Origin of the sequence: Micromonospora sp. URMC 106, assembly GCF_051386395.1 — a bacterium.
GTDB lineage: Bacteria > Actinomycetota > Actinomycetes > Mycobacteriales > Micromonosporaceae > Micromonospora.
This window is the reverse complement of record NZ_JBPQTP010000002.1, coordinates 139,118-164,851: the sequence shown is the minus strand read 5'-3', so window position 1 is coordinate 164,851 and position 25,734 is coordinate 139,118. Positions and strand designations below refer to the sequence as shown.

At 73.2% G+C, this 25,734-nt stretch carries 23 protein-coding genes; 12 read left to right on the top strand and 11 right to left on the bottom strand.

Annotated elements, in window-relative coordinates:
• Nucleotides 1–40: 40 nt before the first annotated feature.
• The 3 genes from ACSNOB_RS01485 to acs form a co-directional block, all read right to left on the bottom strand.
• Complete coding sequence (locus ACSNOB_RS01485; RefSeq protein WP_393102068.1) at nucleotides 41–2,347, bottom strand: immune inhibitor A domain-containing protein; 2,307 nt, start codon at nucleotides 2,345–2,347, stop codon at nucleotides 41–43.
• 380 nt (nucleotides 2,348–2,727) lie between these two features.
• Entirely contained in the window at nucleotides 2,728–5,520 is a 2,793-nt protein-coding gene (locus ACSNOB_RS01480) for an immune inhibitor A domain-containing protein (protein WP_436684686.1), read from the bottom strand.
• Nucleotides 5,521–5,791: 271 nt separating this feature from the next.
• Nucleotides 5,792–7,813, bottom strand: a complete 2,022-nt coding sequence (acs, locus tag ACSNOB_RS01475; protein ID WP_436684685.1) for an acetate--CoA ligase — start codon at nucleotides 7,811–7,813, stop codon at nucleotides 5,792–5,794.
• A gap of 262 nt (nucleotides 7,814–8,075) precedes the next feature.
• Between acs and ACSNOB_RS01470 the strand changes: the two genes are divergently transcribed.
• Entirely contained in the window at nucleotides 8,076–8,822 is a 747-nt protein-coding gene (locus tag ACSNOB_RS01470; RefSeq protein ID WP_436684683.1) for an oxidoreductase, read from the top strand.
• A 78-nt stretch (nucleotides 8,823–8,900) separates the two neighbouring features.
• Here the strand turns inward: ACSNOB_RS01470 and ACSNOB_RS01465 are convergent, their stop codons facing one another.
• Entirely contained in the window at nucleotides 8,901–9,707 is an 807-nt protein-coding gene (locus tag ACSNOB_RS01465) for an HAD family hydrolase (RefSeq protein WP_436684682.1), read from the bottom strand.
• A gap of 663 nt (nucleotides 9,708–10,370) precedes the next feature.
• Here ACSNOB_RS01465 and ACSNOB_RS01460 point away from each other — a divergent pair.
• The gene (locus tag ACSNOB_RS01460) at nucleotides 10,371–10,982 is read left to right on the top strand and encodes an SUKH-4 family immunity protein (protein WP_436684680.1); all 612 of its coding nucleotides are present in this window, start codon (nucleotides 10,371–10,373) and stop codon (nucleotides 10,980–10,982) included.
• Between the two features lie 132 nt (nucleotides 10,983–11,114).
• Here the strand turns inward: ACSNOB_RS01460 and ACSNOB_RS01455 are convergent, their stop codons facing one another.
• The 3 genes from ACSNOB_RS01455 to ACSNOB_RS01445 all read right to left on the bottom strand — a co-directional run bounded on the left by ACSNOB_RS01455 (nucleotide 11,115) and on the right by ACSNOB_RS01445 (nucleotide 13,686).
• Complete coding sequence (locus ACSNOB_RS01455) at nucleotides 11,115–12,347, bottom strand: Cmx/CmrA family chloramphenicol efflux MFS transporter (protein ID WP_436684679.1); 1,233 nt, start codon at nucleotides 12,345–12,347, stop codon at nucleotides 11,115–11,117.
• Nucleotides 12,348–12,420: 73 nt separating this feature from the next.
• Nucleotides 12,421–12,993, bottom strand: a complete 573-nt coding sequence (locus tag ACSNOB_RS01450) for a TetR/AcrR family transcriptional regulator (protein WP_436684678.1) — start codon at nucleotides 12,991–12,993, stop codon at nucleotides 12,421–12,423.
• Nucleotides 12,994–13,227: 234 nt separating this feature from the next.
• On the bottom strand, nucleotides 13,228–13,686 hold the full coding sequence (locus tag ACSNOB_RS01445; RefSeq protein ID WP_436684695.1) for a carboxymuconolactone decarboxylase family protein: 459 nt from the start codon (nucleotides 13,684–13,686) through the stop codon (nucleotides 13,228–13,230).
• A gap of 151 nt (nucleotides 13,687–13,837) precedes the next feature.
• On the opposite strand from ACSNOB_RS01445, the gene ACSNOB_RS01440 reads away from it, so the two are divergent.
• Nucleotides 13,838–14,704: a sigma-70 family RNA polymerase sigma factor gene (locus ACSNOB_RS01440; protein WP_436684677.1), complete on the top strand. Its 867-nt coding sequence runs from the start codon at nucleotides 13,838–13,840 to the stop codon at nucleotides 14,702–14,704.
• Nucleotides 14,705–14,802: 98 nt separating this feature from the next.
• Here the strand turns inward: ACSNOB_RS01440 and ACSNOB_RS01435 are convergent, their stop codons facing one another.
• Nucleotides 14,803–15,183 (bottom strand): VOC family protein, encoded by a 381-nt coding sequence (locus ACSNOB_RS01435; RefSeq protein ID WP_436684675.1) that lies wholly within the window; start codon nucleotides 15,181–15,183, stop codon nucleotides 14,803–14,805.
• Nucleotides 15,184–15,478: 295 nt separating this feature from the next.
• Between ACSNOB_RS01435 and ssd the strand changes: the two genes are divergently transcribed.
• The 7 genes from ssd (at nucleotide 15,479) to ACSNOB_RS01400 (ending at nucleotide 20,831) form a co-directional block, all read left to right on the top strand.
• Complete coding sequence (gene ssd / locus ACSNOB_RS01430) at nucleotides 15,479–16,582, top strand: septum site-determining protein Ssd (RefSeq protein WP_436684674.1); 1,104 nt, start codon at nucleotides 15,479–15,481, stop codon at nucleotides 16,580–16,582.
• Nucleotides 16,579–17,790, top strand: coding sequence for a TadA family conjugal transfer-associated ATPase (locus ACSNOB_RS01425; protein WP_436684673.1), 1,212 nt, complete (start codon nucleotides 16,579–16,581; stop codon nucleotides 17,788–17,790). Before ssd ends, ACSNOB_RS01425 begins: the two co-directional genes overlap by 4 nt.
• Nucleotides 17,787–19,082, top strand: coding sequence for a hypothetical protein (locus ACSNOB_RS01420; RefSeq protein WP_436684671.1), 1,296 nt, complete (start codon nucleotides 17,787–17,789; stop codon nucleotides 19,080–19,082). The genes ACSNOB_RS01425 and ACSNOB_RS01420 overlap by 4 nt, the downstream gene beginning before the upstream one ends.
• Complete coding sequence (locus tag ACSNOB_RS01415; RefSeq protein ID WP_436684670.1) at nucleotides 19,082–19,876, top strand: type II secretion system F family protein; 795 nt, start codon at nucleotides 19,082–19,084, stop codon at nucleotides 19,874–19,876. Before ACSNOB_RS01420 ends, ACSNOB_RS01415 begins: the two co-directional genes overlap by 1 nt.
• A 63-nt stretch (nucleotides 19,877–19,939) precedes the next feature.
• The gene (locus tag ACSNOB_RS01410; RefSeq protein ID WP_208418639.1) at nucleotides 19,940–20,068 is read left to right on the top strand and encodes a DUF4244 domain-containing protein; all 129 of its coding nucleotides are present in this window, start codon (nucleotides 19,940–19,942) and stop codon (nucleotides 20,066–20,068) included.
• Entirely contained in the window at nucleotides 20,065–20,436 is a 372-nt protein-coding gene (locus ACSNOB_RS01405; RefSeq protein WP_436684668.1) for a TadE family type IV pilus minor pilin, read from the top strand. Before ACSNOB_RS01410 ends, ACSNOB_RS01405 begins: the two co-directional genes overlap by 4 nt.
• Nucleotides 20,433–20,831 (top strand): Rv3654c family TadE-like protein, encoded by a 399-nt coding sequence (locus ACSNOB_RS01400; protein ID WP_436684666.1) that lies wholly within the window; start codon nucleotides 20,433–20,435, stop codon nucleotides 20,829–20,831. Before ACSNOB_RS01405 ends, ACSNOB_RS01400 begins: the two co-directional genes overlap by 4 nt.
• 78 nt (nucleotides 20,832–20,909) lie before the next feature.
• On the opposite strand, the gene ACSNOB_RS01395 is transcribed toward ACSNOB_RS01400, so the two are convergent.
• The 3 genes from ACSNOB_RS01395 to ACSNOB_RS01385 form a co-directional block, all read right to left on the bottom strand.
• Nucleotides 20,910–21,488: a hypothetical protein gene (locus ACSNOB_RS01395; protein WP_436684665.1), complete on the bottom strand. Its 579-nt coding sequence runs from the start codon at nucleotides 21,486–21,488 to the stop codon at nucleotides 20,910–20,912.
• Nucleotides 21,489–21,639: 151 nt separating this feature from the next.
• Entirely contained in the window at nucleotides 21,640–21,846 is a 207-nt protein-coding gene (locus ACSNOB_RS01390) for a hypothetical protein (RefSeq protein WP_393102087.1), read from the bottom strand.
• Nucleotides 21,847–22,106: 260 nt separating this feature from the next.
• Entirely contained in the window at nucleotides 22,107–24,572 is a 2,466-nt protein-coding gene (locus ACSNOB_RS01385) for a DEAD/DEAH box helicase (protein WP_436684694.1), read from the bottom strand.
• A gap of 189 nt (nucleotides 24,573–24,761) precedes the next feature.
• Between ACSNOB_RS01385 and ACSNOB_RS01380 the strand changes: the two genes are divergently transcribed.
• Nucleotides 24,762–25,118, top strand: a complete 357-nt coding sequence (locus ACSNOB_RS01380; protein ID WP_091099109.1) for an STAS domain-containing protein — start codon at nucleotides 24,762–24,764, stop codon at nucleotides 25,116–25,118.
• Nucleotides 25,118–25,552, top strand: a complete 435-nt coding sequence (locus ACSNOB_RS01375) for an ATP-binding protein (RefSeq protein ID WP_393102088.1) — start codon at nucleotides 25,118–25,120, stop codon at nucleotides 25,550–25,552. The genes ACSNOB_RS01380 and ACSNOB_RS01375 overlap by 1 nt, the downstream gene beginning before the upstream one ends.
• The last annotated feature ends 182 nt before the right edge of the window (nucleotides 25,553–25,734 follow it).

The following is a 25,734-nucleotide window of genomic DNA, read 5'->3' as shown; positions in this document are numbered from 1 at the left end:
CCCCCCCCCCCCCCCCCCCCCCCCACGGGTAACTCGGTTGTCAGTTGCTGACCTTGACGACCATGTCGTCGGTCGGGTTGGTGCCCTGCTGAAGGATCTCGATCCGGGTGCCGGAACCGGCCACCTTCACCGAGTTCCACGGGTTGCCGGACGTCCAGTACTTGTTCGCCCCGGTGTCGGAGAAGACCGGCTGCGGGGCGAGCGCCGGGAGCGTGACCGGGACACCGTTGAGGTGGAAGGTCTGCGCCGGCTTGGCGTACAGGCTGAACGTGGCGTCGAAGCCGTTGCGGCGGTTGGTGACGTTGCCCTGACCGTCGACGGTGATCTTGTTCGGCCGGACGTCCACCGGGAGGTTCAGGCCGTAGCCCGGGTGCTCCGAGGTGTTGTTGTCGCCGTACGCGTAGTTCACGTACCACACCAGCATGCCGGGGTGGTTCGAGAACCGCTCCACCCAGTTCGGGCGGGTGTTGTTGAACCCGTAGTTGTACCCGCCGGTCCGCAGGGTGTCGTCGTAGCCGACGTAGGACCGGTTCTCCGCGATGTAGAAGCGGGGGTACGAGTCGGTCACCGAGCCGGTCATCCGGGTGAAGCCCTTGGCGGTCCACTCGGCGGCCAGCGTCTCGGCGTCGTCGGTCCAGGCGACGGCGCCGCCCTTGACCAGCGACACGTTGTCCAGGAACGCGCCGGCGAGGTGCACGCCGCCGTCGGTCTGGTAGCGGTAGCGGAACTGCACGGTCTGCCCGGCGTACGCGGACAGGTCGTAGGCCAGGTCCACCCAGGCGCCGCTGGTCGAGCCGTCGACCCCGGTCTCACCGGCGTCGATCGAGGAGTTGGCCAGCGGGGTCCAGGTGGCGCCGCCGTTGGTCGACACCTCGGCGTAGAGGTAGTCGTAGTCCTCTTCGATGTCGTACCAGGCCTTCGCGGTGATCGACGCGGACGTCGTACCGGTCAGGTCGAGCTGCCGGGTCAGCGTGGTGTTCAGGTCGTCCGCGCTGCCGCCCCACCACTCGTACGACCCGCCGAACGGCGTGTTGTAGCTGGTGGTCTGGGTCTGCGCCGGCAGGTTGACGACGACCGCCTGGGCCTTCGGCCCGTCGCTGTCGCCGGCCGGGCCGAGCGTGACCTTGGTGGTGCCGCTGTTCTCCTCGACCACCGAGTAGTTCAGCCAGCCCAGGAACAGCTTCGAGTACGGGTCCATGTAGCCCGGCGTGGAACCGATGTCGTCCTTGCCGTGGCCGAGCCACGAGCCGGACGCCATGAGGCTCCAGAAGCCCACGCCGTTGTCGCCGCCGGCGGTGTCGTAGTAGTCCGGCAGACCGAGGTCGTGGCCGTACTCGTGGGCGAAGACGCCCAGGCCGCCGTTCTCCGGCTCCGTGGTGTAGTCACGGATCCAGATGCCGGTGTCACCGATCTGGACGCCACCGGCCTTGTTCGCCCCCGGACCGGCGCTGCCGGCCAGGTTGGGGAACGCCGCCCAGCGGTGCGACCAGATGGCGTCCTCGCCCTGGGCGCCGCCGCCGGCCTCCTCGCCCTCGCCCGCGTGCACCGCCTGGAAGTGGTCCACGTAGCCGTCGGGCTCGTTGAAGTCGCCGTCACCGTCGAAGTCGTACCGGTCCCAGATGTCGAACTGGGCCAGGTACTGCTTGATCTGCTCCGGCGTCTTGCCGGCCGCGACCTGGGACTGGTACCAGGCGGTGGCGCTGTCCTTGACGAAGTTCCAGTACCCGTCGGACTCGGGGATCTGGTTGCTGCCGTACCGGGCCTCGTTGTACGGAACCTTGACCCACTCGCTGACGTCGCCGTTGACCGTGTAGCGCCCGCCGGACTGCTTGTAGTAGAAGTCCCGCATCGACTCACCCGGACCGAACATCATGTCCTGGTAGTGCGCCCGGTTGAAGTCCGACCGCCACAGGGTGCTGTTGTCGTCGGTCGGGCTGCCGTCCCAGTTGCGGTCCGGCTCGGCGATCTGGTTGTGCACCGGGCCGGCAGCTCCGCCGGTCCGGGGGTCGGTCTGGTCGCCGAACTCGACCAGCATCGTGAAGATCGGGTCGGTCTTCGGCGCCTGCTGGTACTCCACGAACAGGTCGTCCTTGACCTGGATGACCTTCGAGCCGTTGCGCGTCTGAAGCTTGGCCTTGCCCGAGAGCAGGTCGGCGATGGCCTTCTTCCGGAGCTCCCGCTGCTGATCCGACTTCGGATCGGGGAGGTTGTCCCTGCCATGCTTCGCCTTGTCGGAACCGGGGGCCGGGTCCGCGGCCGGTGCGCCGGAGGCCGGCGCCGACACGACTCCCGCCGCCAGCAGCGCGGCCGCGGCCGAGGCCAGACCGGCTGTGACTCGTCTCCTCAAAGGTCCTCCTCCTTTGTGGATCTGTTACATGACGGGCGCAGCCGAGGCCACGACTGTCATGTGATGCGTCACTCACCCTGGCAGAGACGACGTGCACTTGTCACGGGTCAAATACCGGGCGGGCGGAAGGTAGGCGGCCTTCATATGCGCATAAATGACGACCAAAAGGCGCGTTGAGGCAACGTTGATTCACGTTACGTTTTGGCCACGATCACGTTGCGTAGCCGGAGTTATGAAGTCCCCTATGGGGAGCGTCCGAACCATCGAAAATGTCACAGCGATCGGCAGGCGCAGCCCGCGGCGCGTAAGACGAGCGGGGCCCGCCCGGAGCAGTGTGCTCCAGACGGGCCCCGCCGTGTGCCCCGTGGACCGATCCGAGGTCAGTTCGTTGCCGGGGTGACGTGCACCGTGGCGTACGAGTTGTCCTTCGCGGTCCGCTTGATGGTGATGGTGACGCCGTACGCCACGCCCTGGTCACCGGGGTTGCCGGTGCCCAGCACGATGGCGCCGCCGCCCAGGGTGACCCCGTAGAAGGCCGGTGCCGGCGTACCGTCCGGGTTGGTGACCCGGGTGGTGTACCGCTCGTTGCCCTTCGACGGGATGACGACCGAGGCGTCGCTGTCCCGGGCGTACGCCGCGCCGTCGCGGATCTCGATGCCCGGGTACCAGCCCTTGGCGTCCGTGAAGCCCGGCACCGCCGGCTGGGCGCCGAAGTCGGTGCAGTACTCGCTGTACGGCTCGTCCGCCGCCTCCAGGCACTCCCGGAAGGGGTACGTGGGGTTGAGCGAGAAGGCCGCGTTCGCGGACTGCGGGCGGCTGGGCAGGTTGTCCAGCACCGACGGGTCCTTGACGGCCGCCTCGCCCTTGCGGCGGTACGGGTCGAAGTGCGAGTCCACGATCAGCAGACCGCCCTTGGCGCCGTAGCTCGGCAGCGAGGTGAGCTGCGCCGTGGTGTGGTTGACGTCGCCGAGCGCGGTGTCCCGGTACCAGACCAGCATGCCCGGGGCGTTGTACGACAGCTTGTCGACCTTCCACGCGTCGTGCGAGTAGACCGTGTCGTAGGCGTACTTCAGGCCGTTGTCGAAGCCGTCGAAGTTGCGCCACTCGGCCAGGTAGTAGTGCGCCTGGGTCGAGGTGCCGCCGTCGATCCGCCAGCCCGCGCCGGTGGTGTCGACGAACGTGCCGCCGGTCGCGGTCCAGCCGTTGGCGCCGCTCTCGACGTCGTCGCTCCAGGTGGTGGCGCCGCCGCCGGTCACCGAGAAGTCGTCGGCGAACCAGCCGCGCTCCACGAACGCCTCGTCCGTGGCGTAGCGGAGCCGGACCTGCACCGTCTGCCCGGCGAACGCCGACAGGTCGACGTAGTCGTGCCGCCAGCCGTGGGTGTCACCGGTCAGGCCGTACTTCTTGTTGCCGAAGTCGACCATGCGGCCGTTCGGGTCGGCGTAGCCGTCGTTGGTGGTGACGAGCTTGCCGGTCGAGTCGTAGACCTTCTGCTCGGCCCAGGTGGCGCCGCCGTCGGTCGAGACCTCGACGAAGCCGTAGTCCCAGTCGGCCTCGATGACGAAGTTGTTCCACATCCAGAACTTCGCGTCGGCCGCCGCCGGCACGGCCACCTGCCGGGTGATCTTGACGTCCGCCCAGTCCTGGTCGGCGCCGGTATACCACATCTTCGTGCCGCTGTGCGGCGTGGCCAGGGTGATCACCTTGTTCGGCAGGTTGATCTTGATGCCGTCCGCGGTGCCGCGCGGGGTACGCGAGGTCTGGCCCAACTGCACGTCGCGCGGGTCCGCACCGGGCGCGAGGGTCAGCGGGTCGGCCCAGCCGAGCACCCACTTGTCCCACAGGCCCATGTGCGTCGGCAGCGCCTGGAAGATCTCACCGGAGTGCGAGCCCGAGGCCATCAGGTCCCAGAAGTCGACGTCCGAGTCGGCGTTGCCCGAGGTGTCGTAGAGGTCCGGCAGGCCCAGGTCGTGGCCGAACTCGTGGGCGAAGACGCCGACGCCGGCGTCCTCCGGCTGCACGATGTAGTTCGAGACCTGGATGTTGGTGCCGGGGACGGTGTAGCCGCCGGCGATCGACGACGAGTGCGCCCAGATGGCGTACGTGCCCTCGGCGCCGCCGCCGCGGGACTTGCCCTGGCCGGCGTGCACCAGCACCAGGTGGTCGATCACGCCGTCCGGCTCGAAGACGTTGCCGTCACCGTCGCGGTCGCCCTGGTCCTCGATGTCGTAGTCGGCCCAGGGGAAGTTCGGGTCCATCTTGGCGAGGGTGTCGATCGCGTCGGTGGCCAGCCGCCCCGCGCCCTGCGGGTTGTCCGGGTGGCCGTTCATCGACTGCTGACGGCCGGCGACCCAGTTGCCGTTCTCGTCCTGGAAGCAGCGCGAGGCCGCGTACCAGCCCTCGGAGTGCGGCACCTTGATCCACGGGCTGGCCTGCCCGTCGACCGTGTACGCGCCCTTGGACATCTCCAGGTACATGTTGTGCATGGTCCGGCCGGCCAGGCTGATGCCCGGCTTGCCGTCCGGCCCGGTCAGGTCCGGGCGGACCCGCTCGGTGATGCCCTCCTTGGTGTAGAGCATCTTGTCGTAGTGCGCCGGCGAGAAGTCCGGCACCCACATCGAGTTGTTGTCCTCGTGCGGCAGGCTCGCCGGGTTGGGGATCTTGTTGTGCAGCGGCCCGTTCTGCACGGTGCCGAGGACACAGCTCCGGTCCTCGAAGACCGTCTTGGGGACCATGACGTCGGTGAAGTCGTCGTTGGCCTGCTCGTTGAACTCGACCAGCAGGGTGAGCAGCTTCGCCGTCTGGGTGCCCGTGGCCTGCTTGATCTGCCGCGGGTTCTTGCCCGTCTTGATCGCCTCGGCCTCGGTCTTCGCGAGCTGCCGCGCGGTGACCGGGTTGCCGCGGGCGAACTTGCGGTCGTAGGCCCGCGCCTCCTCGACCGCCGGGGCGTAGACACCACCCTTGCCCTTGACCTCGCGGCCGTCGCTGTCCGGCTGGACGGCGGGCTCGGCGTAGTTGATGTAGTACTCGTCCGCGCCGATGGTGGCTCGGGCGGGGCCGGGCTCTGCCGCCGCCGCGCCGCCAGTCACGGTCAGTGACGTGGCCGCGAGGGCGATGGCGGGCAGCGCGACGAGTAGGCGTCGGCGCGACCCGGATTGCGGATTTCTGTTCATGCCGCTCCATTTCTCGGGGCATGGGGAGGGAAGGAGTCGGCCGGCCCTCTCATCGATGTGATGTCCATCGAACCGACTCGACCTGCGTGAACCTAAATCAGAAAACAGGCGAATGACAGGGGTCGACGTCAGCCTGTGTCCGTTCAGCTTCTCCCGGTTCCCCCGACCGACCGATGTGACAGGGCGCATGCGGTCCGTCGCGTACCCGTAAGAAATGACGATGGGTGACGGTCCGCGCGGGACCGCCACCCATCGGGTCGTACGCCTACCGTCAGTCCTCGTCGGACTTCCCGCCGCCCATGCCGGACGAGATCAGGTCCATCACGGACGAGTCCTGGAGCGTGGTGACGTCGCCCAGCGACCGGTTCTCGGCCACGTCCCGCAGCAGCCGGCGCATGATCTTGCCGGAGCGGGTCTTCGGCAGCTCCGGCACCAGCATGATCTGCCGGGGCTTGGCGATCGGGCCGAGGGTCTTCGCCACGTGGTTGCGCAGGTCGGCGATGAGCTTCTCGCCCGCCTCGCCCGAGGTGTCGATGCTGCCGCGCGGGATGGCGAACGCGACGATGGCCTGCCCGGTGGTCGGGTCGGTCGCGCCCACCACCGCCGCCTCGGCCACCGACGGGTGCGAGACCAGTGCCGACTCCACCTCGGTGGTGGAGATGTTGTGCCCGGACACCAGCATCACGTCGTCGACGCGGCCGAGCAGCCAGATGTGCCCGTCGTCGTCCCGCTTCGCGCCGTCCCCGGCGAAGTACACCCACCCGCGGTGGCCTTCGGCGCCCGCCTCCCGCCCGGACTCGGCGCCTCCGGCGCCTGCACCGAACCGCGACCAGTACGTCTCGATGAACCGGTTGTCGTCGCCCCAGATGGTGCGCAGCATCGACGGCCACGGCTCGCGCAGCACCAGGTAACCGCCGCCGCCGTTGGGCACCGACTGGCCCTGGTCGTCCACCACGTCGGCGCTGATCCCGGGCAGCGGCGTCATCGCGGAGCCAGGCTTGGCCTCGGTCACGCCCGGCAGCGGCGAGACCATGATCGACCCGGTCTCGGTCTGCCACCAGGTGTCCACGACGGGCAGCTCACCTCGGCCGACGTGCTGCCTGTACCACATCCACGCCTCGGGGTTGATCGGCTCGCCGACGCTGCCGAGCAGCCGCAGCGAGGAGAGGTCGTAGCCGGCCGGGATGTCCTCGCCCCACTTCATCATCGTGCGGATCAGCGTCGGGGCGGTGTAGAGGATGCTGACCTTGTACTTGTCGACGATCTCCCAGAACCGGCCCTTGTGCGGGGTGTCCGGGGTGCCCTCGTACATCACCTGGGTGGCGCCGTTGGAGAGCGGGCCGTAGACGATGTAGGAGTGCCCGGTGACCCAGCCGATGTCGGCGGTGCACCAGTAGACGTCCGTCTCCGGCTTCAGGTCGAAGACCGCGTGGGTCGTGTACGACGTCTGGGTGAGGTAGCCGCCGGTGGTGTGCAGGATGCCCTTCGGGCGCGCCGTGGTGCCGCTGGTGTAGAGGATGAACAGCGGGTGCTCGGCGTCGAACGGCTGCGCGGCGTGCTCGGCCGGGGCGGTCTCCACCGTCTCGTGCCACCAGCGGTCCTTCGCCGACCAGGCGACCTCCTCGCCGGTGCGGCGCACCACCAGCACGTGCTCGACCGACGGGCAGTTGGCCACCGCCTCGTCCACGGTCGGCTTCAGCGCCGACGGCTTGCCCCGGCGGTAGCCGCCGTCGGCGGTGATCACCACCTTGGCGCTGGCGTCCTGGATCCGGTTGGTCAGCGACTCGGCGGAGAAGCCGCCGAAGACCACGCTGTGGGTCGCGCCGATGCGGGCGCAGGCCAGCATCGCGACCGCCGCCTCGGGGACCATCGGCAGGTAGATCGCCACCCGGTCGCCCGCGGTGACGCCCAGGTCGGTCAGCGCGTTCGCCGCCTGGCAGGTCAGCCGGTGCAGGTCCGCGTACGTGATGGTGCGGGTGTCGCCCGGCTCGCCCTCCCAGTGGATGGCGACCTTGTCGCCCAGGCCCGCCTCGACGTGCCGGTCCAGGCAGTTGTACGCCACGTTGAGCTGCCCGCCGACGAACCACTTCGCGAACGGCGGCTTCGACCAGTCGAGCACCTGGTCCCACTGCCGCGCCCAGGTCAGCCGCCCGGCCTGCCGCTCCCAGAACGCCAGCCGGTCGGCGTCCGCCTCCGCGTACGCGTCGGCGGTGACGTTGGCGTTCGCGGCGAGTTCGGCCGGCGGCGGGAACTGGCGCGTCTCGTTCAGCAGATTGGCCAATGCCTCGCTCATGCCGTGCTCCCTCGTCGCTCGGGGTGATCTGCGTCTCCCGCACGAGGTTAGTCGGGGTGTCCCGCCGAGGAACCGCCGGTCCGGCCAACGCGCGCCGAGCGGCCCGCGCCGCGCGCCGGACGGCGGTGCAGGCGCACGGATGGGCACCCGGTCGACGCCGTTCGTCGAGGATGGGCCCCTGCTGGCAACGCGGCAAGGTGGCGGCGGTCGCTTCCGGGCGGCTCGTCGGCGGGCCGGGGCGGGCAGTCGATAGCGTGACGGGGTGACCGCTGACCCGCTCGCCCCGCTGCTCGCGCTCGCCGACATCGCCGCCGCCGTCGAGCGGGCCCGCGAGCGGTTCGACCAGGCACTCGGGCACCGCGCGCTGCGCCGGCACGGCGGCCAGGTCGCGGCCGAGGTCAGCCTCCGGTCCGCGGTCGCCAGCGCCGCCCTGGAGGGGTACGCCCACGAGCGCGAGGCCGTCCGCGCCGGCACCGTGACCGAGCCGGTGGTCCAGGGCGCGCTGCGGGTCGCCGGGGCGCTGCCCGGGCTGTCCGAGCTGTGGCCGAAGGCGCCCCGGCAGGCGCTGGCGAAGCTGCACGTCCTCGCCGCCCGGGACGTCGTGGCCGAGGCCGAGCTGGGCCGGCCCGTCGCCGACCCGGTGGTCGCCGCGCGACTGGACGGCCTGGCCGGGCTCGTCGCCGGCGGCACGAAGGTCTCCCCGCTGGTGCTGGCCGCCGTCGTACACGGCGAGCTGCTGAACCTGCGCCCCTTCGCCGGGCCCTCCGGGGTGGTGGCCCGCGGCGCCGCCCGGCTGGTGCTGCTGTCCAGCGGGCTCGACCCGCGCGGCCTGCTCGCCGTCGACGTCGGCCACCACGAACGCGAGCCCGAGTACGTCGGCTCGGCCGGCGCGTTCGCCACCGGCACCCCGGACGGCCTGCGCTCCTGGCTGCGGCACTACATGACGGCGGTGGAGGTCGGCGCGGACCAGCTCACCGCGATCGGCGACGAGATCCTCGCCGCCGCCTGACCCGTGCGGCCCGGATCACGGGGCCCGGATCACGGGGCCCGGATCGCGAGGGGTCGGCGGCCGGGCGCCTGGGCCCGCTCAGGCGGGCGCGGGGGTGGCGCGGGTGCGGCGGTGACGGCCGTACCAGGCGATGCCGATGGCCACTCCGACGCCGACGCCCAGCGCCGCTGCGGCGACCGGGACGGCCGGGCGCTCGCGCAGCCGCCGGCCCAGCGGGACCGGGTGCCGGAACTCCAGCACCGGCCAGGAGTTCTCGACCGCGAGCCTGCGCAGCTGCCGGTCGGGGTTGACCACCGACGGGTGGCCGACGCACTCCAGCAGCGGGCGGTCGCTGTACGAGTCGGAGTAGGCGAACGAGTCGGCCAGGTCGTACCCGCGCTCGGCGGCCAGCTCGCTGACCGCCTCGACCTTGCTCGGGCCGGCCGCGTAGAACTCGACCTCGCCGCTGTAGCGGCCGTCCACCACGCCCATCCGGGTGGCGATCACGTCGGTGACCCCCAGCAGCGCGCCGATCGGCCGGACCATCTCCTCGCCGGAGGCGGAAACCAGCACGACGTCCCGGCCGGCGGCCTGGTGCTCCTCGATCAGGGCGGCTGCCTCGGCGTACACGTAGGGGTTGATCAGCTCGTGCAGTGTCTCCGCGACGATCTGGCGGACCTGTTCCACCTGCCAGCCCTTGCAGAGCGTGGCGAGGTAGTCCCGGGTCCTGGCCATGGTCTGCTCGTCGGTGCCGCCCAGCCGGAACATCAGCTGCGCGTACGCCGACTTGACCACGTCACGCCGGGTAATCAGCCCGTCCCGGTAGAACGGCCGACCGAACGCCAGGGCGCTCGACTTGGCGATGACGGTCTTGTCCAGATCGAAGAAAGCGGCACTTCGGCCCACGGCGCGAAAGTCTAGCCGGATGGTCTATGGTCGGCGGGTGCCCGGGGTCCGGGGGCCCCTCGGACGTGCGGGCCGACCCCCTTCACCCTCGCTCACCGTGACGTCAATCACACTCCGCGAATATTAATTCGCGCGGAGTGGAGGCGACACCACTCGACGTATACAGGTCCGCTCAGGCAGACTTGTCGACACGACGAGCGTTCATATCTCGTACAACAGGCAGACCCTCGGCGGTTGCACCCCCCGTGACCGCTGAGTGGGTTCGGCTCGACCCCCCCGGAGCCGAACCTCCCGACGACCCCCGTCTCCCCCCGACGGGGGTCGTCCCTTTCCGGGGAAGCGCTCCCGGCCTGGTAGAGGCACTTCTCCGAGGCCGGTCGGGCGGGGCGCCGGGCGGAAAGTCAGCGAATCGTCAGCGAACGTCAGCCGGACCCGGTCGGCGTAGTCCTCGGGCGTGTGCGTATAACGATTCAACGTCGTTGCCGCCTCGGCGTCCTGATCCCTGCGGCCTGGGCCAGGTGCTTGAGGCGGCGGCGGGTGAGTGGGCGAGGCGGAGTCGGAGTGGCCGGACGCGCCTCGATCCGCAACGGTGTTGTCGTGACCGCTTCCGTCCACTGACAGTCCCGCGGTGGCCGTGCCGCCGCCGAGTTCGGAGTTCCGGCAGTGCTTTTCGACGTCACCCGCAGCGAACTCGTCGACATCTTCGGCGAGGACCGGCTTGCGACCCTGCCCGCCATCGTCTTCCCGCCCGCCGCCGCGGACACCGAGGGCGCCCGCCTCCTGCAGGCCGTCGGTGTCCCCACCGGGACGCTCCGGCTGCATGTGCCCGACGAGGACTCCGGGCGGCTGCCCCTCGTCCGGGATGTCGTTGACGTCGAGGACTTCGAGGGCGCCTCGGAGGGCGCGGGCGAATGGCTCGTCATCGGCTGGCTGCTCAACGCCCACCTCGCCTTGGACGCCGGTTCCGGCAAGGTGCACGCCTTCGACGCCGACGAGGAGACCGTGCAGGAACTCCACACGGACGTCTCCTCCCTCGTCCAGGTCACCCTTCGGTTCCAGCGCCTGCTCGAAGAGTTCACCTTCGACAACGGCGGCGACGACGGCGACTTCGAGCGCCTGGAGCGCGAGGTCGAGCGCATCCGTCAGGAGACGAGCCGCATCGACCCGCTCCCCTGGCAGGACGACGAGACGGTCTGGTCGGTGGTCGGCGAGGAGATCGCGGCGGGCCAACGCTTCAAGGGCAACAGCCCGGGCGGCCGCTCGCTCTACGGGTGATCGCTGGCCGACGTCGCCCACGCACCGCGCGGTCTGCGCGGTGCGTGGCCCGCCTCTCCTGCGGACGGTCTCCTCATCGACGCCTGGCCGCGGCGCGGCAGGCCCCGGACGGGACCTGCCGGCGCTCCCGATTCAGTCGCAGGCGGCTCCGACGGGGGTGGGGCCGTCCGGGAGCACCGCCGGTTCACCGGCCTTGGTGCTCCTCGCGGCCCCGGACCGGGGGCGTTGCGGGGCGGCGGACAACGCCACCACGCCGAGCGTGACGACTCCGAGCGCCGCGCCGATCCAGGCGATCACGGGATAGTCGAAACCGGCGTCGATGGCCAGGCCGCCGAGCCACGGCCCCGCCGTGATCCCGACGTTGAAGGCGGAAACGTTCGTCGCGGCGGCGAGCGTGGGCGCCTCGGGTGCGAGCGCGAACGCGCGACTGTTCAGGACGGGGTTGGTGGCGAATCCGAACGCGCCGAGCAGGAGAATTGCTGGTACGGCCAGCGCGGGCACGTCGGCGGCCAGGGCGAGCACCGTCGAGACGACGACGAGCCCCAGGACTCCGACCCGGAGGGTGCGGAAGGGGTGCGCGTCGGCGGTCCGGCTGCCGATGGTGATGCCGGCAAAAGCGCCGATGCCGTAGAGGGCCAGCACCGCGGGAACCCAGGCCGGCGACAGGCCGGTCGTCTCGGTCAGCATCGGGGCCAGGTAGCTGAACGAGACGATCAGGGCGGTCGTGGCGAGGGCGGTCGTGGCGTACAGCAGCCAGACCTGCGGGTTGGCCAGCGCGCGGAACTCGTCCTGGAGCCGGGAGGCGCGCTGCGGGTGCGGTCGTCCACCGGGGATGGTGGCGATCACCCCGACGGCCGCGAGGGTGGAGAGCGCCGCCACCGCCCAGAAGGCAGCCCGCCAGCCGAGGTGTTGACCGATGACCGTGCCGGCGGGGAGGCCGATGACGGTGGCGACGGTGAGGCCGCCGGCCACGATCCCCATCGCCTTGCCGCGGGCGGTCGGCCCGACGAGGCCGACGGCGGTGACGGCGGCGACCGCCCAGAAGCCGGCGTACACGAATGCGCCCACGATCCGGGTGGCGAGCAGCACCGCATAGTTCGGCGTCAGCGCGCCCGCGACGTGTGCGGCGGCGAATATCGCGAGAAAGGTCAGCAGAGCGGTACGCCGCGACCAACGCAGGGTCGCCACCGCGAGAATCGGGGCGCCCACCAGCATGCCGACGGCGAATGCGGAGATCAGCAGCCCGGTGTGCGGGATCGACACGCCCAGGTCGGCGGCCATCTCGGGCAACAGACCGGCGAGCATGAGCTCCGACGTGCCCTGGGCGAATATCGCCAGGCCCAGGATGTAGATGGCTGCCGGCATCGACTACCTCCTTGTTTTGAACTGAATGGTCCAAAATTGGCACATGAAAAAGGGCGCTCGTCCGCCGCCAGGGTCAGATCGCGTCGAGTGCGGTGCTCGCGACCGCCCGCAACGTGGACCGGTCGGCGCCGCCGCGGGCGAGGACGCGCATGCCACTGATCGTGGCGACGACGAAGTGGGCGAGGGTGGCCGGATCCTTCTCCGGGTCGATCTCCTGCTGCCGTTGGCCTGCCTCGATCGCCAGGCGCAGCGCCGTCAGGCGCCGGTCCTGGTCGCGTTCCAGCCGGGTGGCGATCTCCGCGTCGCGCGGTGCCAGTTCGATCATGGAGTTGACCACCAGGCAGCCGGTCGGGTCTCCGGTCTCGGTGTCGGCGGCCTGCCACAGGAGGGCCCGGATCTTCTCCCGAACCGGCATGGCGCTCTCCAGCAACTCGACAGCAGCGGCGGTCCGCTGCGTCATGTAGCGGAGCAGCGTCTTCTCGAACAGGTCATGCTTGCTCTTGAAGGTGTTGTAGATGCTGCTTCGGCCCAACCCGGTCGCTTCGCACAGGTCGTCCGTCGAGGTCGCCTCGTAGCCCGCGGCCCAGAACGCGCGCATGGCCGCCTCGAGCACCCGGTCTTCGTCGAACGTCTTCGGTCGCCCCATGTCGGCATCGTAGCAGATTCTGAAACGTACGGTCCAAAACGGCGCCCAAGGTCGTTCGCGGCTGGGACGTCGTGGACGGTCATCGACCGCCTCCTGGCGGTTGAGCTCGGCCTGGTCGCCGCCGCAGAGCGACCAGGCCGAGCAGTCAGGAACGACTCGCCGGCGTGGGGCAGGGCTGAGCGGAGCACCGACACCGTCGGGCGGTACGGGTGCCCGCCGCTGTCGGTGCTCCGCTCAGCCCCAGACCTGCGGTGCGGGCTGGCGGGTCGTGGCGTTCAGCCGGTTGAAGAAGTTGGTGGTGGCGATCCAGAGCACCACCGCGGCCAGTTCCTTCTCGTCGAAGTGCCGGGCGGCCTCGTCCCAGATCTCGTCGGGCACCGCGTCGGCCCGGTCGGCGAGGCGGGTCGCGGCCTCGGCGAGTGCGAGCGCGGCCCGCTCCGCGTCGGTGAAGTACGGCGTTTCCCGCCAGGCGGCCACCGCGAAGAGCCGTTCGTCGGTCTCTCCTGCCTCGCGGGCGCTGCGCGCGCCGGAGTCGACGCAGGCGCTGCACCCGTTGATCTGGCTGGCCCGCAGGTGGACCAGCTCCAGCGTGCTGGTGGGGACGCCGGCGGAGTGCGCCGCCTTGTAGAGCAGGTTGATCGCCTTCACCGCGTCGGGGAGCACCACCGCCGGGTTCTGCATGCGGGCCTGCATGGTCATCTTGTCCTGTCCTCCCTGTTACGCTGGCCGGCGTTTCTCGCCGTCGCGTTCTCGTCCGTCACCTCGTTGTCGACAGCGGGACAGGCGGCGTGACAGTTGTGACGGCGGTCACGGGGTGGCGGATGTCGGCGAGAATTGCGGTGCCATGAGCGACCCAGACGTGCTGGCCCGGCGTTTCGAGGAGCAGCGTCCGCGCCTGCGGACCGTGGCCCGGCGGATGCTCGGTTCCGTGGCCGAGGCCGACGACGCGGTCCAGGACACCTGGCTGCGGCTCAGCCGCGCCGACGTCGACGGCATCGACAACCTGCCGGGCTGGCTCACCACCACCGTCGGCCGGGTCTGCCTCGACCGGCTCGGTTCTAGCGCCGCCCGGCACGAACGGCCCGCCGACGTGACCGAGGACGAGCCGACCACCTCCGGGGCCGGCGAGAACGATCCGGAGCGGGAGGCCCTGCTCACCGATTCGGTCGGACGGGCGCTGGACGTGGTGCTGCGGACCCTCGGCCCCACCGAGCGGCTGGTCTTCGTGCTGCACGACATGTTCGCGGTCTCCTTCGACGAGCTGGCGCCCGTCGTCGACCGCAGCCCGGCCGCCGTACGGCAGATCGCCAGCCGGGCCCGCCGTCGGGTGCAGAGCGGACCGCCGACGCCGGAGACGGACCGGGCCCGGCAACGCGGCGTCGTCGAGGCATTCCTCGCCGCGTCGCGGGAGGGGCGCTTCGACGATCTGCTCACCCTGCTCGACCCGCACGTCGTTCTACGCTCCGACGCCACAGCCGTCAGGATGGGTGGGGCCGGCGAGGCACGGGGCTCGTCCGCCGTGGCCGGCTTCTTCTCCGGCCGGGCCCAGGCCGCCGTGCCGGCGTTCGTCGACGGTGCGCCGGGCGCCGCCGTGGTGATCGACGGCCGTACCCGCATCGTGATCAGCTTCGTGGTCACCGACCGGATCATCGGCGTCGAGGTGGTCGCCGATCCCGACCAGATCGCCGCCGTCGAGCTGGTCGTCGACTGACCGGCCGGCGTGCCACCCGCCGGTGTGGGCTCACGCGCCCGTCGGTGCGGCGACCCGGGTGATCCGGCCGGCTGGCTGACCGCGCCGGCGCACGTCCGTCACGGCCAGGTCCTGGCCTGGGCGTCGAAGATCTCCGGCGGGCTCTCCACCGGCAGGACGCAGACCAGGTGCCCGCCGGGCACGCGCAGCACGCGGCACTCCTGCCACCGCGCGACCTGGGTGGCGCCGAGGGCGAGCAGTCGGGCGGTCTCCGCGTCGACGTCGTCGGTCTCGAAATCGAGGTGGAAACGGGGTGCGTCGTCGACCGCCTGCACGGCGGTGACCAGCCCGGGCAGGGCGTCGTGCAGGTCGATGAACTGCGGATACCGGGCGTCGGGCTCGGCGGGGACGCCGAGGGCGGCCGACCAGAAGGCCGCCGCCCGAGCGGCCTCCGGCGCAGGGGCGTCGATCAGGATGGCGTACACGCGGCTGCGGTGCATGCAACGCAGACTATCGATCCGTACGGCGTGCGGCGGGTGCGGCTGACCCGCGACGGCGGCCACGGCGGGGAGCGGGAGGTGGTCCTCCTCGTCATCGAGCAGGCCCGGGGAGGAGCGGCAGCATCCCTGCGGCCAGGGGCGACGAGCCGACGGCCATAGCAGATCGACTCATCCGGTGGGCGTTGTCCACAGGTGGCGGCGTTGTCCACAGGCGGCCGTCGCGGGGCGGCAGCCGGTGACGGATCGGGAGCAGGGTCTCGGTAAGCAACCCGGAGCCCGACCGCTGGAGGCCGCGATGCCACCCCGTACCTCCGTCCCGCCGCACCGGCGCATGCCGCTGCTCGTCACCTCGGACGGCGACCTGCTCGACGACCTGCTCCGGCTCGCCGCGGCGGGCGGTGTCGAGGTGGAACTCGCCGCCGATCCGGCGGCGGCCCGGACCCGCTGGCTGCCCGCCCCGCTGGTGCTGGTCGGCGCCGACCAGGCCCAGCCGTGCCTGCGGGCGCGGCTGCCGCAGCGGCCGCGGTTGGTGCTGGTGGGCCGGTCCGGGCAGTCCGATCCCGGTTTCCAGGTCGCCGAGCTGGTCGGCGCCGAGCACGTGGCCGTCCTGCCGGCCGCCGAGCCGTGGCTGATCGACCGGTTCGCCGAGTGCGGGCCGGACGGCGCCGATCGGGGCGGGGCCCGGATCACGGCCGTGCTGGGCGGGCGGGGCGGCGCGGGGGCGAGCATCCTGGCCGGCGGGCTCGCGGTCACCGCCGCCCGTGCCCGGCTGCGCACCCTGCTCGTCGACGCCGACCCGCTCGGCGGCGGGCTCGACCTCGTGCTCGGCTGGGAGCAGTTGGAAGGGCTGCGCTGGCCGGCGCTGACCGACGCCGACGGCCGGGTGGACGCGCCGGCGTTGGTGCGAGCCCTGCCGAGTCGGGGCGACCTGGTGGTGCTCTCCTGGGACCGGGGCGACCTGCTCGCCCTGCCCGCCCAGGCGATGGCGGCCACGGTCGACGCTGCCCGGCGGGGCCGGGACTTCGTGGTGGTCGACCTGCCCCGGCAGTTGGACGACGCGGCCGTCACCGCCCTCCAGGCGGCCGACCGGGTGTTCGTCGTCGTGCCGGCCGAACTGCGGGCCACCGCCGCGGCCGCCCGGGTGGTGGCGGCCGCCGCACCGCACTGCGCCGCGATGTCGGTGATCGTTCGCGGCCCGGCGCCCGGCCGGCTCGGGGCGGCCGAGGTGGCCCGCGCGCTCGGGCTGCCGCTCGCCGGCACGCTGCGCCCGGAGCCGGCATTGGCCCGTGGGCTGGAACGGGGCGAGGCGCCGGCCGCCCACGGCCGAGGGCCGCTGGCGGCCCTCTGCCAGCGCATCGTCGCCGAGCTGACCGGGACGTCCACGGCGGGTGCGGCATGACCGGGCCGGCCGAGGGCGACACGCTCGCGTCTCGGGTGCGGCAGCGGATCGCGGCGGCGGCCACCCCGGTCACCCCGGCCACGATCGTCTCCGCCGTACGCGCGGAACCCACCGCCGCCGTGCTCGGCGACACCGCCCTGTTGCGGATGGCCGACCGGGTGCGCGACGACCTGGTGGGAGCCGGTCCGCTCGCCCCGCTGCTGGCCGACCCGGAGGTCACCGACGTGCTGGTCAACGGCGTGCGGGTCTGGGTGGACAGGGGACAGGGCCTGCAGCAGGTCGCGGTGCCGGTCGGCACGGTGGACGATGTGCGCCGGCTCGCCCAGCGCCTCACCGCCAGCGCCGGCCGGCGACTCGACGACGGCTCCCCGTACGCGGACGCCCGGCTGCCCGACGGCACCCGACTGCACGCCGTGCTGCCGCCGGTGGCGACCGACGGGCCCTACCTGTCCCTGCGGACGTTCCGGCAGCGGCCGTTCACCCTCGACGAGCTGGTACGCCAGGGGACGGTGCCCCGACCGGTGGCGCCGGTGCTCTCCGCCGTGGTGGCGGCCCGGTTGGCGTACCTGGTGACCGGCGGCACCGGCTCGGGCAAGACGACGCTGCTCAACACGCTGCTCGGGCTGGTGCCGTCGACCGAGCGGATCGTGCTTGTGGAGGACGCGGCCGAGCTGCACCCCCGGCACCCGCACGTCGTCGGGTTGCAGGCCAGGACGGCCAACGTGGAGGGCTCCGGCGCGGTCGGGCTGACCGACCTGGTCCGGCAGGCGCTGCGGATGCGGCCCGACCGGCTGGTGGTCGGCGAGTGCCGGGGCGGGGAGGTGGTCGACCTGCTCGCCGCCCTGAACACGGGCCACGACGGCGGCGCCGGCACCCTGCACGCCAACGCCCCGTCGGACGTGCCGGCCCGGCTGGAGGCGCTCGGGATGCTCGGCGGGCTGCCCCGTCCCGCGCTCCACGCCCAGGTGGCCGCCGCGCTCCAGGTGGTGCTCCAGGTGCGCCGGGGCGAACAGGGGCGGGTGCTGGAGTCGTTGTGTCTGCTCCTGCCCGAGGGGCCGGACCGCCTCGTCGCCGCCGTTCCCGCCTGGGTACGCGGGCGCGGCCTCGGTCCCGCCGCCCGCGAGCTCGCCACGCTGCTACGGGAGCGCGGCGTGCCGGTGCCGCCGGTCCTGTGCGAGCCCTGGCCCGGATCGGCGGGGCCGAAGTGAGCGCCCCGTACGCGCTGGTGGCGCTGCTGTCGATCGTGTCGGCGATTGTCGTGGTCAATCTGCTGGGCGCTCGGGGCCGGCGGCGTGCCCCCGCCGGGGAGGCGCACCGGAACGCGCCGGCGGGGGCGGAGGACCCGCTCGTCGACTGGATAGCCGAGCTGCGTCAGGCGTCCGGCCCGGGGAGCAGCCGGCCGCCCCTGGTAGCGGCCACCCCGGAGGCCCGTCCCACCGCTGCGGACCGCCCCGCCGGGACGCTTCCCGGCCCGGCGGCCGCACCGGCGTCGACCGGGCGGCAGCCCGAACCGGGTGACGTGTTCGAGGCGGTCACGCCCGCGGGCCTGCCTGCCGTCGTGCGGGCTGCCCTGGTCCACGAAGCGTCCGCGAGCGGGCGCGGAGCGGGCCGTGGGGCGCCGTGGCCGGTGCGGGACGTGGCGGGCCGGGCGTCCTGGTCCTGGCCCGCCGGTGGCCGCCCCGGCCCGTCCCGGCCGCCGGGTCCGGCCCGACCACCCACCCGCCTGGATGCTCGGCGGCCGGCCGGCGCGCCGGCCCCGACGGCGGCGCCGTCCCGCCGGCCCGACGTGCCGGGAGCCGGCCCGGCGGGCGGCGGGCGGCGGAACTGGTCCGGGGCGCTGACAAGATCGCCGAGGCGCACCCTGCTGCTGACAGGGCTCGCCGCTGCCACGGCCGGCCTACTGGTGGCGGGCCCGGTCGCGGCGGTGGCCCTCGGCGGCTACGGCACGCTGGCCGTCCGCGCGCTGCTCCGTCGGCAGGCGGGCCGGCGGGCGGACCGGGTCCGGCGACACCAACTGGATCAGCTCTGCGGGCTCGCCGCCGATCTCCGGGCCGGCCTGCCGGTGCCGGTCGCCGCCGAGCGGCTCACCCTCGGGCGACCCGGACCTCTCGCCGGGACCGACCGGGACGCGGCGGCCGGTGACGGGCGGATCGGCCCGGACCGGCTGGAGCGGCTCGCCCGCGCTGCCGTACGCCTCGCCGACCGGACGGGCGCGCCGTTGGCCGAGTTGCTGGAGCGCATCGAGGCGGACGCCCGCTCCACCGACCGGGGACTGGCCGCGGCGGACGCCCAGGCGGCCGGGGCGCGCGCCACCGCGTTGCTGCTCGCCGCTCTGCCGGTCGGCGGGATCGGGCTCGGCTACGGCATCGGTGTCGACCCCGTGGCGGTGCTGTTGCACACCCCGGTCGGCGGTGCGTGCGCGGTCGTGGCCGTCGCTCTCCAGATCGCCGGCCTGTTCTGGGCCGAGCGGCTGGGCGCGACACCGGGGCGGGCGAGCTGATGTCCCCGGCGGTGCCGGTCGCGGGCTGCCTGGCGGCGGTGGCCCTGCTCGCCGTGGCGTTCTTCGCCGGCCGGCGGCCCCTGCGGCGACTGCGTGCGCTGGGCGGGGCGCCGCCCGGCGTGAACCCGGCCGGCTCGGCCCGCCGACCGGCCGGTTCCGGGCTCGGTGACGAGGCGCCGGAAGGGGCGCGGTCCTGGCGACGGCCGGATGCGATCCGGCTCGCCGCCGGGCTGGGCGGCCTGGCCGTGGCCGTCGTCCCCGGCGGCTGGCCCGGGCTGCTGGCAGCCGTGCCGGCGGCGCTGCTGCTCGACCGGCTGCTGCGCCGGATCGAGCCGCCGGCCGTACGCAGGCGGCGGCTACGGGAGAGCGCCGACCTGCCGCTCGCCGCCGACCTGCTGGCAGCGACGATGCGGGCGGGAGCGCCGGTGGACAGGTCCGTCCTGGCCGTGGCGGAGGCGCTCGACGGGCCGCTCGCCGACCGGCTCGCCCGGGTCGGCCGGTTGCTGCGGCTCGGCGGTGGGCCCGAGGAGGCGTGGGAACCGCTCGCGTCCGTGCCGGGCGCCGAGCGACTCACGGCGGCCGTCCTCCGCTCCTCGAACAGCGGCGCGGCGCTGGCCGGCGCGCTGACCCGGCTCGCCGACGACCTGCGTGCCGACCGGTCCACGGCCGCCGAGGCGGCCGCCCGCCAGGCCGGCGTGTTCATCGTGCTGCCGCTGGGGCTCTGCTTCCTGCCGGCCTTCATTCTCGCCGGCCTGGTGCCGGTGGTCGTCGCCGTCCTCGGCGACGTGCTCTGATCCACCATCGAGAAAGGACAGCCAGTGCGCAAACTTCTCGCCCGCCTGCGCGGGGACGCCGGAATGAACACGGCGGAGTACGCCGTCGGCACCCTCGCCGCCGTCGCCTTCGCCGGGATCCTGCTGAAGGTGCTGACCTCCGGCAACGTGCAGTCCGCGTTGACCGCCGTCATCGACCGGGCGCTCAAGTGAACCGGCGCCGGCCGGCCGGTCGCGACCGGGGTTCCTTCACCGCCGAACTGGCGGCCGGCCTGCCGGCGCTCCTGCTGCTCCTGCTCGCCGGGCTGACCGCGGTGAACGCTGTCGGCACGAGGGCGGGTTGCCTGCACGCGGCCCGGGAGGCGGCGCTGGCCGCCGCCCGGGGCGAGGACGGCGCGGCCGCCGCCAGCCGGGCGGCCCCGGCGGGCGCCGAGGTCACGGTCACGGTCGACGGCCAGCGGGTCACGGCCACCGTGCAGGTGCCCGTACGCGCGCTCGGCACGCGGCTGCCCCGGATCACCGTAACCGCCACCGCCGTCGCGGCCGTGGAGCCCGGCGTCGCGGCGGCGCAACCATCATGATCGGACCGGGTGGCCGTGGGTCGCCGGCAGCGCCGTGCCGGCGGGGAACCGGCGGGGAGCGTGGCGGGGCGACGGTCTGCCTGCTCGCCGTCGGGCTGGTATTCGTCGTGGTCGGCCTGTTCGGGGCGGCCGTCGGCGCCGCCCGGACCGCCCGGCAGCAGGCCCGGGTCGCGGCGGACCTCGGCGCGCTCGCCGGCGCCGGGCAGGCCCTCCATGGCGAGCCGGCGGCCTGTGGCCGGGCCGCCGAGATCGCCGCCGCCAACGGCGGGTCGTTGCTCGCCTGTCGGCTCGACGGCCTCGACGTCCTGGTGACCGCGGAGGTGGCCGTCACCCCGCTGCCCGGCCTGTCCCGGGTCGCGACCGCTACCGCCCGTGCCGGCCCGGTGCGGGGCTGACCGGTGGCGCGGTCGGTTGCGGGCCCGGACCGGCGGGGAACCGGGCCGGGGTGACGGACGGCCCCCCGGCCCGGGCGGTCAGCGCGCCTGGAGGGCGTCGAGGGCGACGGCCATCGCGATCACCAGTCGGCGGTCGATCTGCGGGTGCTGCACCTGGACGACGTACCGGTCGCGCAGGCCCCACTGCTTGATCACGGAGAAGACGGGCTGACCGTCGGCGACGAAGTCGAAGTGGTACGGCAACCAGGACAGCGAGTCGACGAACCGCCGCAGCAGCGCCACCGGGAGGCTGCGCTCCTGACCCGTGATCTGCGGCAGCCCGGCCTGCTCGACGTGCCAGGTGGACCGGAGCAGCGACTGGGCGAAGTCCTTGCGGAACTGGCCGATCGGGTTGCCGGCGTGGTCGGTCACGTCGTACGTGGCGCCGATGTCGAGGCGCTGGCGTGCCTTGAAGCCGAGCAGCGGCTGCTGCTTCGAGTCGTCGGTGTAGATCGTCACCTGCTCCTTGAAGGCGAGCCGCTTCTGCTGGGCGAACGCCAGCAGCCCACCTTCGGAGCCGTCCGCTGCGACGGCGTGGACCTCGTACTGGTTGACCATCATCCGGAGCCGCTGCCGGATATGGAACTGCTGCTGGGCCTGCAAGGTGTCGGGCTGCATGGGATCTCCTTCGAGGGGGTGCGCCGGAGTGTCGCACAGGCTCAACCGTTCCGTCCGCCCACAGGTCGCGCGCAGCCCGGCGCCGGCGCGCCCCGCCGCCGCGTAGCCGACGAAGACACGCCACCGCCGGCCAGCACCGGCACGCACCGCCTCACCGACCGCCGTCGACGGTCGCCTTGAGCGCCCAGGCGTTGAGAACCTGGTGGATGCTGCGCAGTCGTTCGTTGATCTGCTCCAGCCGCTCCGCCTGCGCCAGGGTGGCGAGCGCGGTGCCGAGGGCGATCTGCTGGTCGGGGGTGAGCTTCTCCTGGTCGATCGTGTAGAGCAGGTCGACGGTCTCGGCGATGGTGTCGGCCACGACTCCTCCTTCGGCGGGATGAACGGCTAGGGGATCCGCGAGCACCGATGGAAGCGCTCCCACGACTTCCTTGCCCCACCGCCGGGGGTTCTATGCCTGCTTCCCGCCGCGCGGGACCCGCCATCCGGCCGCAACCCCGCACCGGGCCGCACCGCCACCGCGAGCCGCAGCACCGCAGGGCGGTAGGGCGGCGGCGCGGGACGTCAGCGCCGCCACGGGTGGCCGCACCGCCGGGGCGGCAGCAACCCTACGGCCGGCTCTCAGTCCCGGACGGCGCCGCCCGGGACGGCGGTAGCGGCATCCGCTGCCGGGCGGGGCGCCGGTATGCCGTCGGGCAGGTTGGCCAGCACCACGTCCAGCACCTTGACGGCGTCCGGCTTGGACAGCGGGTTGTTGCCGTTGCCGCACTTCGGGGACTGCACGCAGGACGGGCAGCCCGCCTCGCAGCCGCACTCGGCGATCGCGGCCCGGGTGGCCCGCAGCCAGGCCGCCGCCGTCCCGTACGCGCGCTCCGCGAAGCCCGCCCCGCCCGGGTGCCCGTCGTAGACGAAGACCGTCGGCGCCTCGGTGTCCGGATGCGCCGCCGTGGAGAGCCCGCCGATGTCCCAGCGGTCGCAGGTGGCGGTGAGCGGCAGCAGCCCGATCGCGGCGTGCTCGGCGGCGTGCAGCGCGCCCGGCACGTCGGCCGGCTCCACGCCGGCTGCCGTCAGGGACTGCGGCGACAGGGTGAACCAGACCGCCACCGTGCGCAGCTCCCGGGCCGGCAGGTCCAGCGGGCGGGTGTCGATGACCTCGCCGGTGGCGATCCGCCGCCGCTGGTACGACACCACCTGGCTGGTCACGTCGACCTCGCCGAGGAAGAGGCCGACCGGACCGGCGTCCACGTACGAGCGGACCGACACCACCGACAGCGAGGTCACGTCGCGGGCGTGGGTGGACCAGTCCGGCTCCTCGGGATGCACCAGCGCGCACCCGTCGGCCAGGTCGAGGGAGTCGACCACGTACGAGACGCCCTGGTGCAGGTAGACCGCGCCGGGGTGGAGCAGGAAGTGCGACGAGCCGCCGTCGACGGTGCCGAGCAGCCGCCCGGTCGCCGCCTCCACCACGCACACGGGCGCGCCGCCCTCGCCCCGCAGGTCGACCTCCGGCCGCTCCCGGTGCCGCCAGTACCAGCCGGTCGGCCGCTGCCGCAGCGCCCCCGCCGCCACGAGCTGGTCCACCGCCTCCTTGGCCCCGTCGCCGAAGAGTTCCAGGTCGGCCGGGGTCAGCGGCGCCTCGACCGCCGCGCAGGCGAGCTGCGGGGCCAGCACGTACGGGTTGGCCGGGTCGAGCACGGTCGCCTCCACCGGCCGCCCGAACAGCGCCTCGGGGTGGTGCACGAGGTAGGTGTCGAGCGGGTCGTCCCGGGCGACCAGCACGGCGAGCGCCTCCTGCCCGGAACGCCCGGCCCGGCCGGCCTGCTGCCACAGCGAGGCGCGGGTGCCCGGGTAGCCGCAGATCAGCACCGCGTCGAGCCCGATCAGGTCGACGCCCAGCTCCAGCGCGTTGGTCGAGGCCAGCCCGAGCAGGTCGCCGTGCAGCAGCGCCCGCTCCAGCTCGCGCCGCTCCTCGCGCAGGTAGCCGGCCCGGTAGGCGGCCACCCGGTCGCCGAGGCCGGGCACCGCCTCGTCGAGGGCGCGGCGGGCGTTCGCCGCGACCACCTCGGCGCCGCGCCGGGACCGCACGAACGCCAGCGTGCGTACCCCGTCGGCGACCGTGTCGGCGAGCAGGTCGGCCGTCTCCCGCAGCGCGGACCGGCGGACCTGGGTGAGGTCCGCGGCCGGGTCCGCGGCGGAGTCCGGCGGCAGCAGCGGCGGCTCCCAGAGCGCGAAGGTCACCCCGCCGCGCGGCGAGGTGTCCTCGGTGACGGCGGCCACCGGCAGCCCGGTGAGCCGCCCGGCCGCCGCCGCCGGGTCGCCCGACGTGGCCGAGGCCAGCACGAACACGGGGGTACGCCCGAACCGGGCGCACTGCCGCCGCAGCCGGCGCAGCACGTGCGCGACGTGCGAGCCGAAGACCCCGCGGTAGGTGTGGCACTCGTCGATCACCACGTACGCGAGGCGGCGCAGGAACCCCGACCACTGGGCGTGCCCGGGCAGGATGCCGTGGTGCAGCATGTCCGGGTTGGTCAGCACGAACCGGGAGTGCCGCCGGATCCACTCGCGTTCGGCGCGCGGGGTGTCCCCGTCGTAGCAGGCGGGGCGTACCCCCTCCAGTTCCAGCGCGGAGACGGCGCGCAACTGGTCGGCGGCGAGCGCCTTCGTCGGCGCCAGGTAGAGCACGGTGGCCCGGGGATCGGCGAGCAGGGTGGCCAGCGCCGGGAGCTGGTAGGCCAGGGACTTGCCGGACGCGGTGCCCGTGGCCACCACCACGTGCCGGCCGTCGTGCGCCAGGGCGGCGGCCTCGGCCTGGTGCCGCCAGGGCGCGACCACGCCGCGCCGGGCGAATGCCGCGCGCAGCTCGTCCGGCGTCCAGTCCGGCCACGGGGCGGGCTCACCGGCGCGGGCCGGCACCCGTTCGACGTGGGTGACCGGATCGGCGCCGCCGCGGGCGCGCAGCCGGCCCAGCAGGTCGGCCGGGGATCGACCGGGGCCGGCGCCCGCGGATACGGTGGTTGCGGACGACGGCTTCAGGTCGTGGCGCGGCGCGGGGTGCGCCGAACCGGGGTCGTCGGACGACGGCTTCAGGTCGTGGCGCGGCGCCAGACGCGCCGAACTGAAGTCGTCGGAGGTCACGTCCTGCACTCTCGCACTGGTGTTCGGAGATGAAAAGCCGGGGCCCGGGGTAAAGGGATGCCTCCGCCGGTGAGCAGAGCCGGTAACCGGCGGGATGGTTAGATGCCCAGGAGAGTTTACGGCTCTTGCGAGGGAGGACCGATGGAGCTGTCGCTGGCGACCCGCACCGTGGGCGAGCACACGGTGCTCGAGGTCGGCGGTGAGGTGGACGTCTACACCGCCCCCCGGCTGCGGGAACGGCTCCTCGAACTGATCGACGGCGGGGCCCGCCACGTCGTGGTCGACCTCGGTCGGGTGGACTTCCTCGACTCCACCGGCCTGGGCGTGCTGGTGGGCGCGCTCAAGCGGCTGCGCTCGGCCGGCGGTTCGTTCGCCCTGGTCTGCGACAAGGAGCCGCTGCTCAAGATCTTCCGGATCACCGCACTCGACCAGGTCTTCCCGCTGCACCCCACGGTCGACGCGGCGATCGGCGCGGGCCCGGCCGGCGCTGGCGCGTGATGGCCACGGTCCGGCTCTCCTTCTCGCCGGCTCCGGTGCACGTGCGCACCGCGCGCCTGGTCGGCGTGGCGGTCGCCCGGCGGGCCGGGGTCCGCGAGGACCTGCTCGACGAGGTGCGGCTGGCCATCGGTGAGGCGTGCACGCGCGCGGTCGCCCTGCACCGGCAGTACGGCGTGTCCGACCCGGTGCTCGTGGAGATGTCCGACGCCGGGGCGTACGCGGTGCGGGTCGTCGACCGCGCGCCGATCGAGGCCGGCCTCGGGCTGGCCGCGCTGGACGCCGACCAGCTCGCCAACGAGTCGCTCAACGAGGACGACCTCACCACCGGCGTCGGGTTCGCGCTGCTCGCCGGCTTCGTGGAGGACCTCCAGGTCCGCCCGGTCGACGAGGGCATCGGCACCGAGGTGCGGATGGTCTGGCCCGTCGGCCGCTGAGACCGTATCCGCCACAACCCCGTGCGGGGCTGAACCGAGTCGCCATCCGCCCTCCCGTGAGGGCGTCGCACGCCGTCAGGCCGCGTCCCAACAGGGGACGCGGCCTCCTTGTCATGGACGGACCCCTATATCAGATTTTTGCTCATAACACAGCGACGAAGATCATCGGGACACGGTGCCCC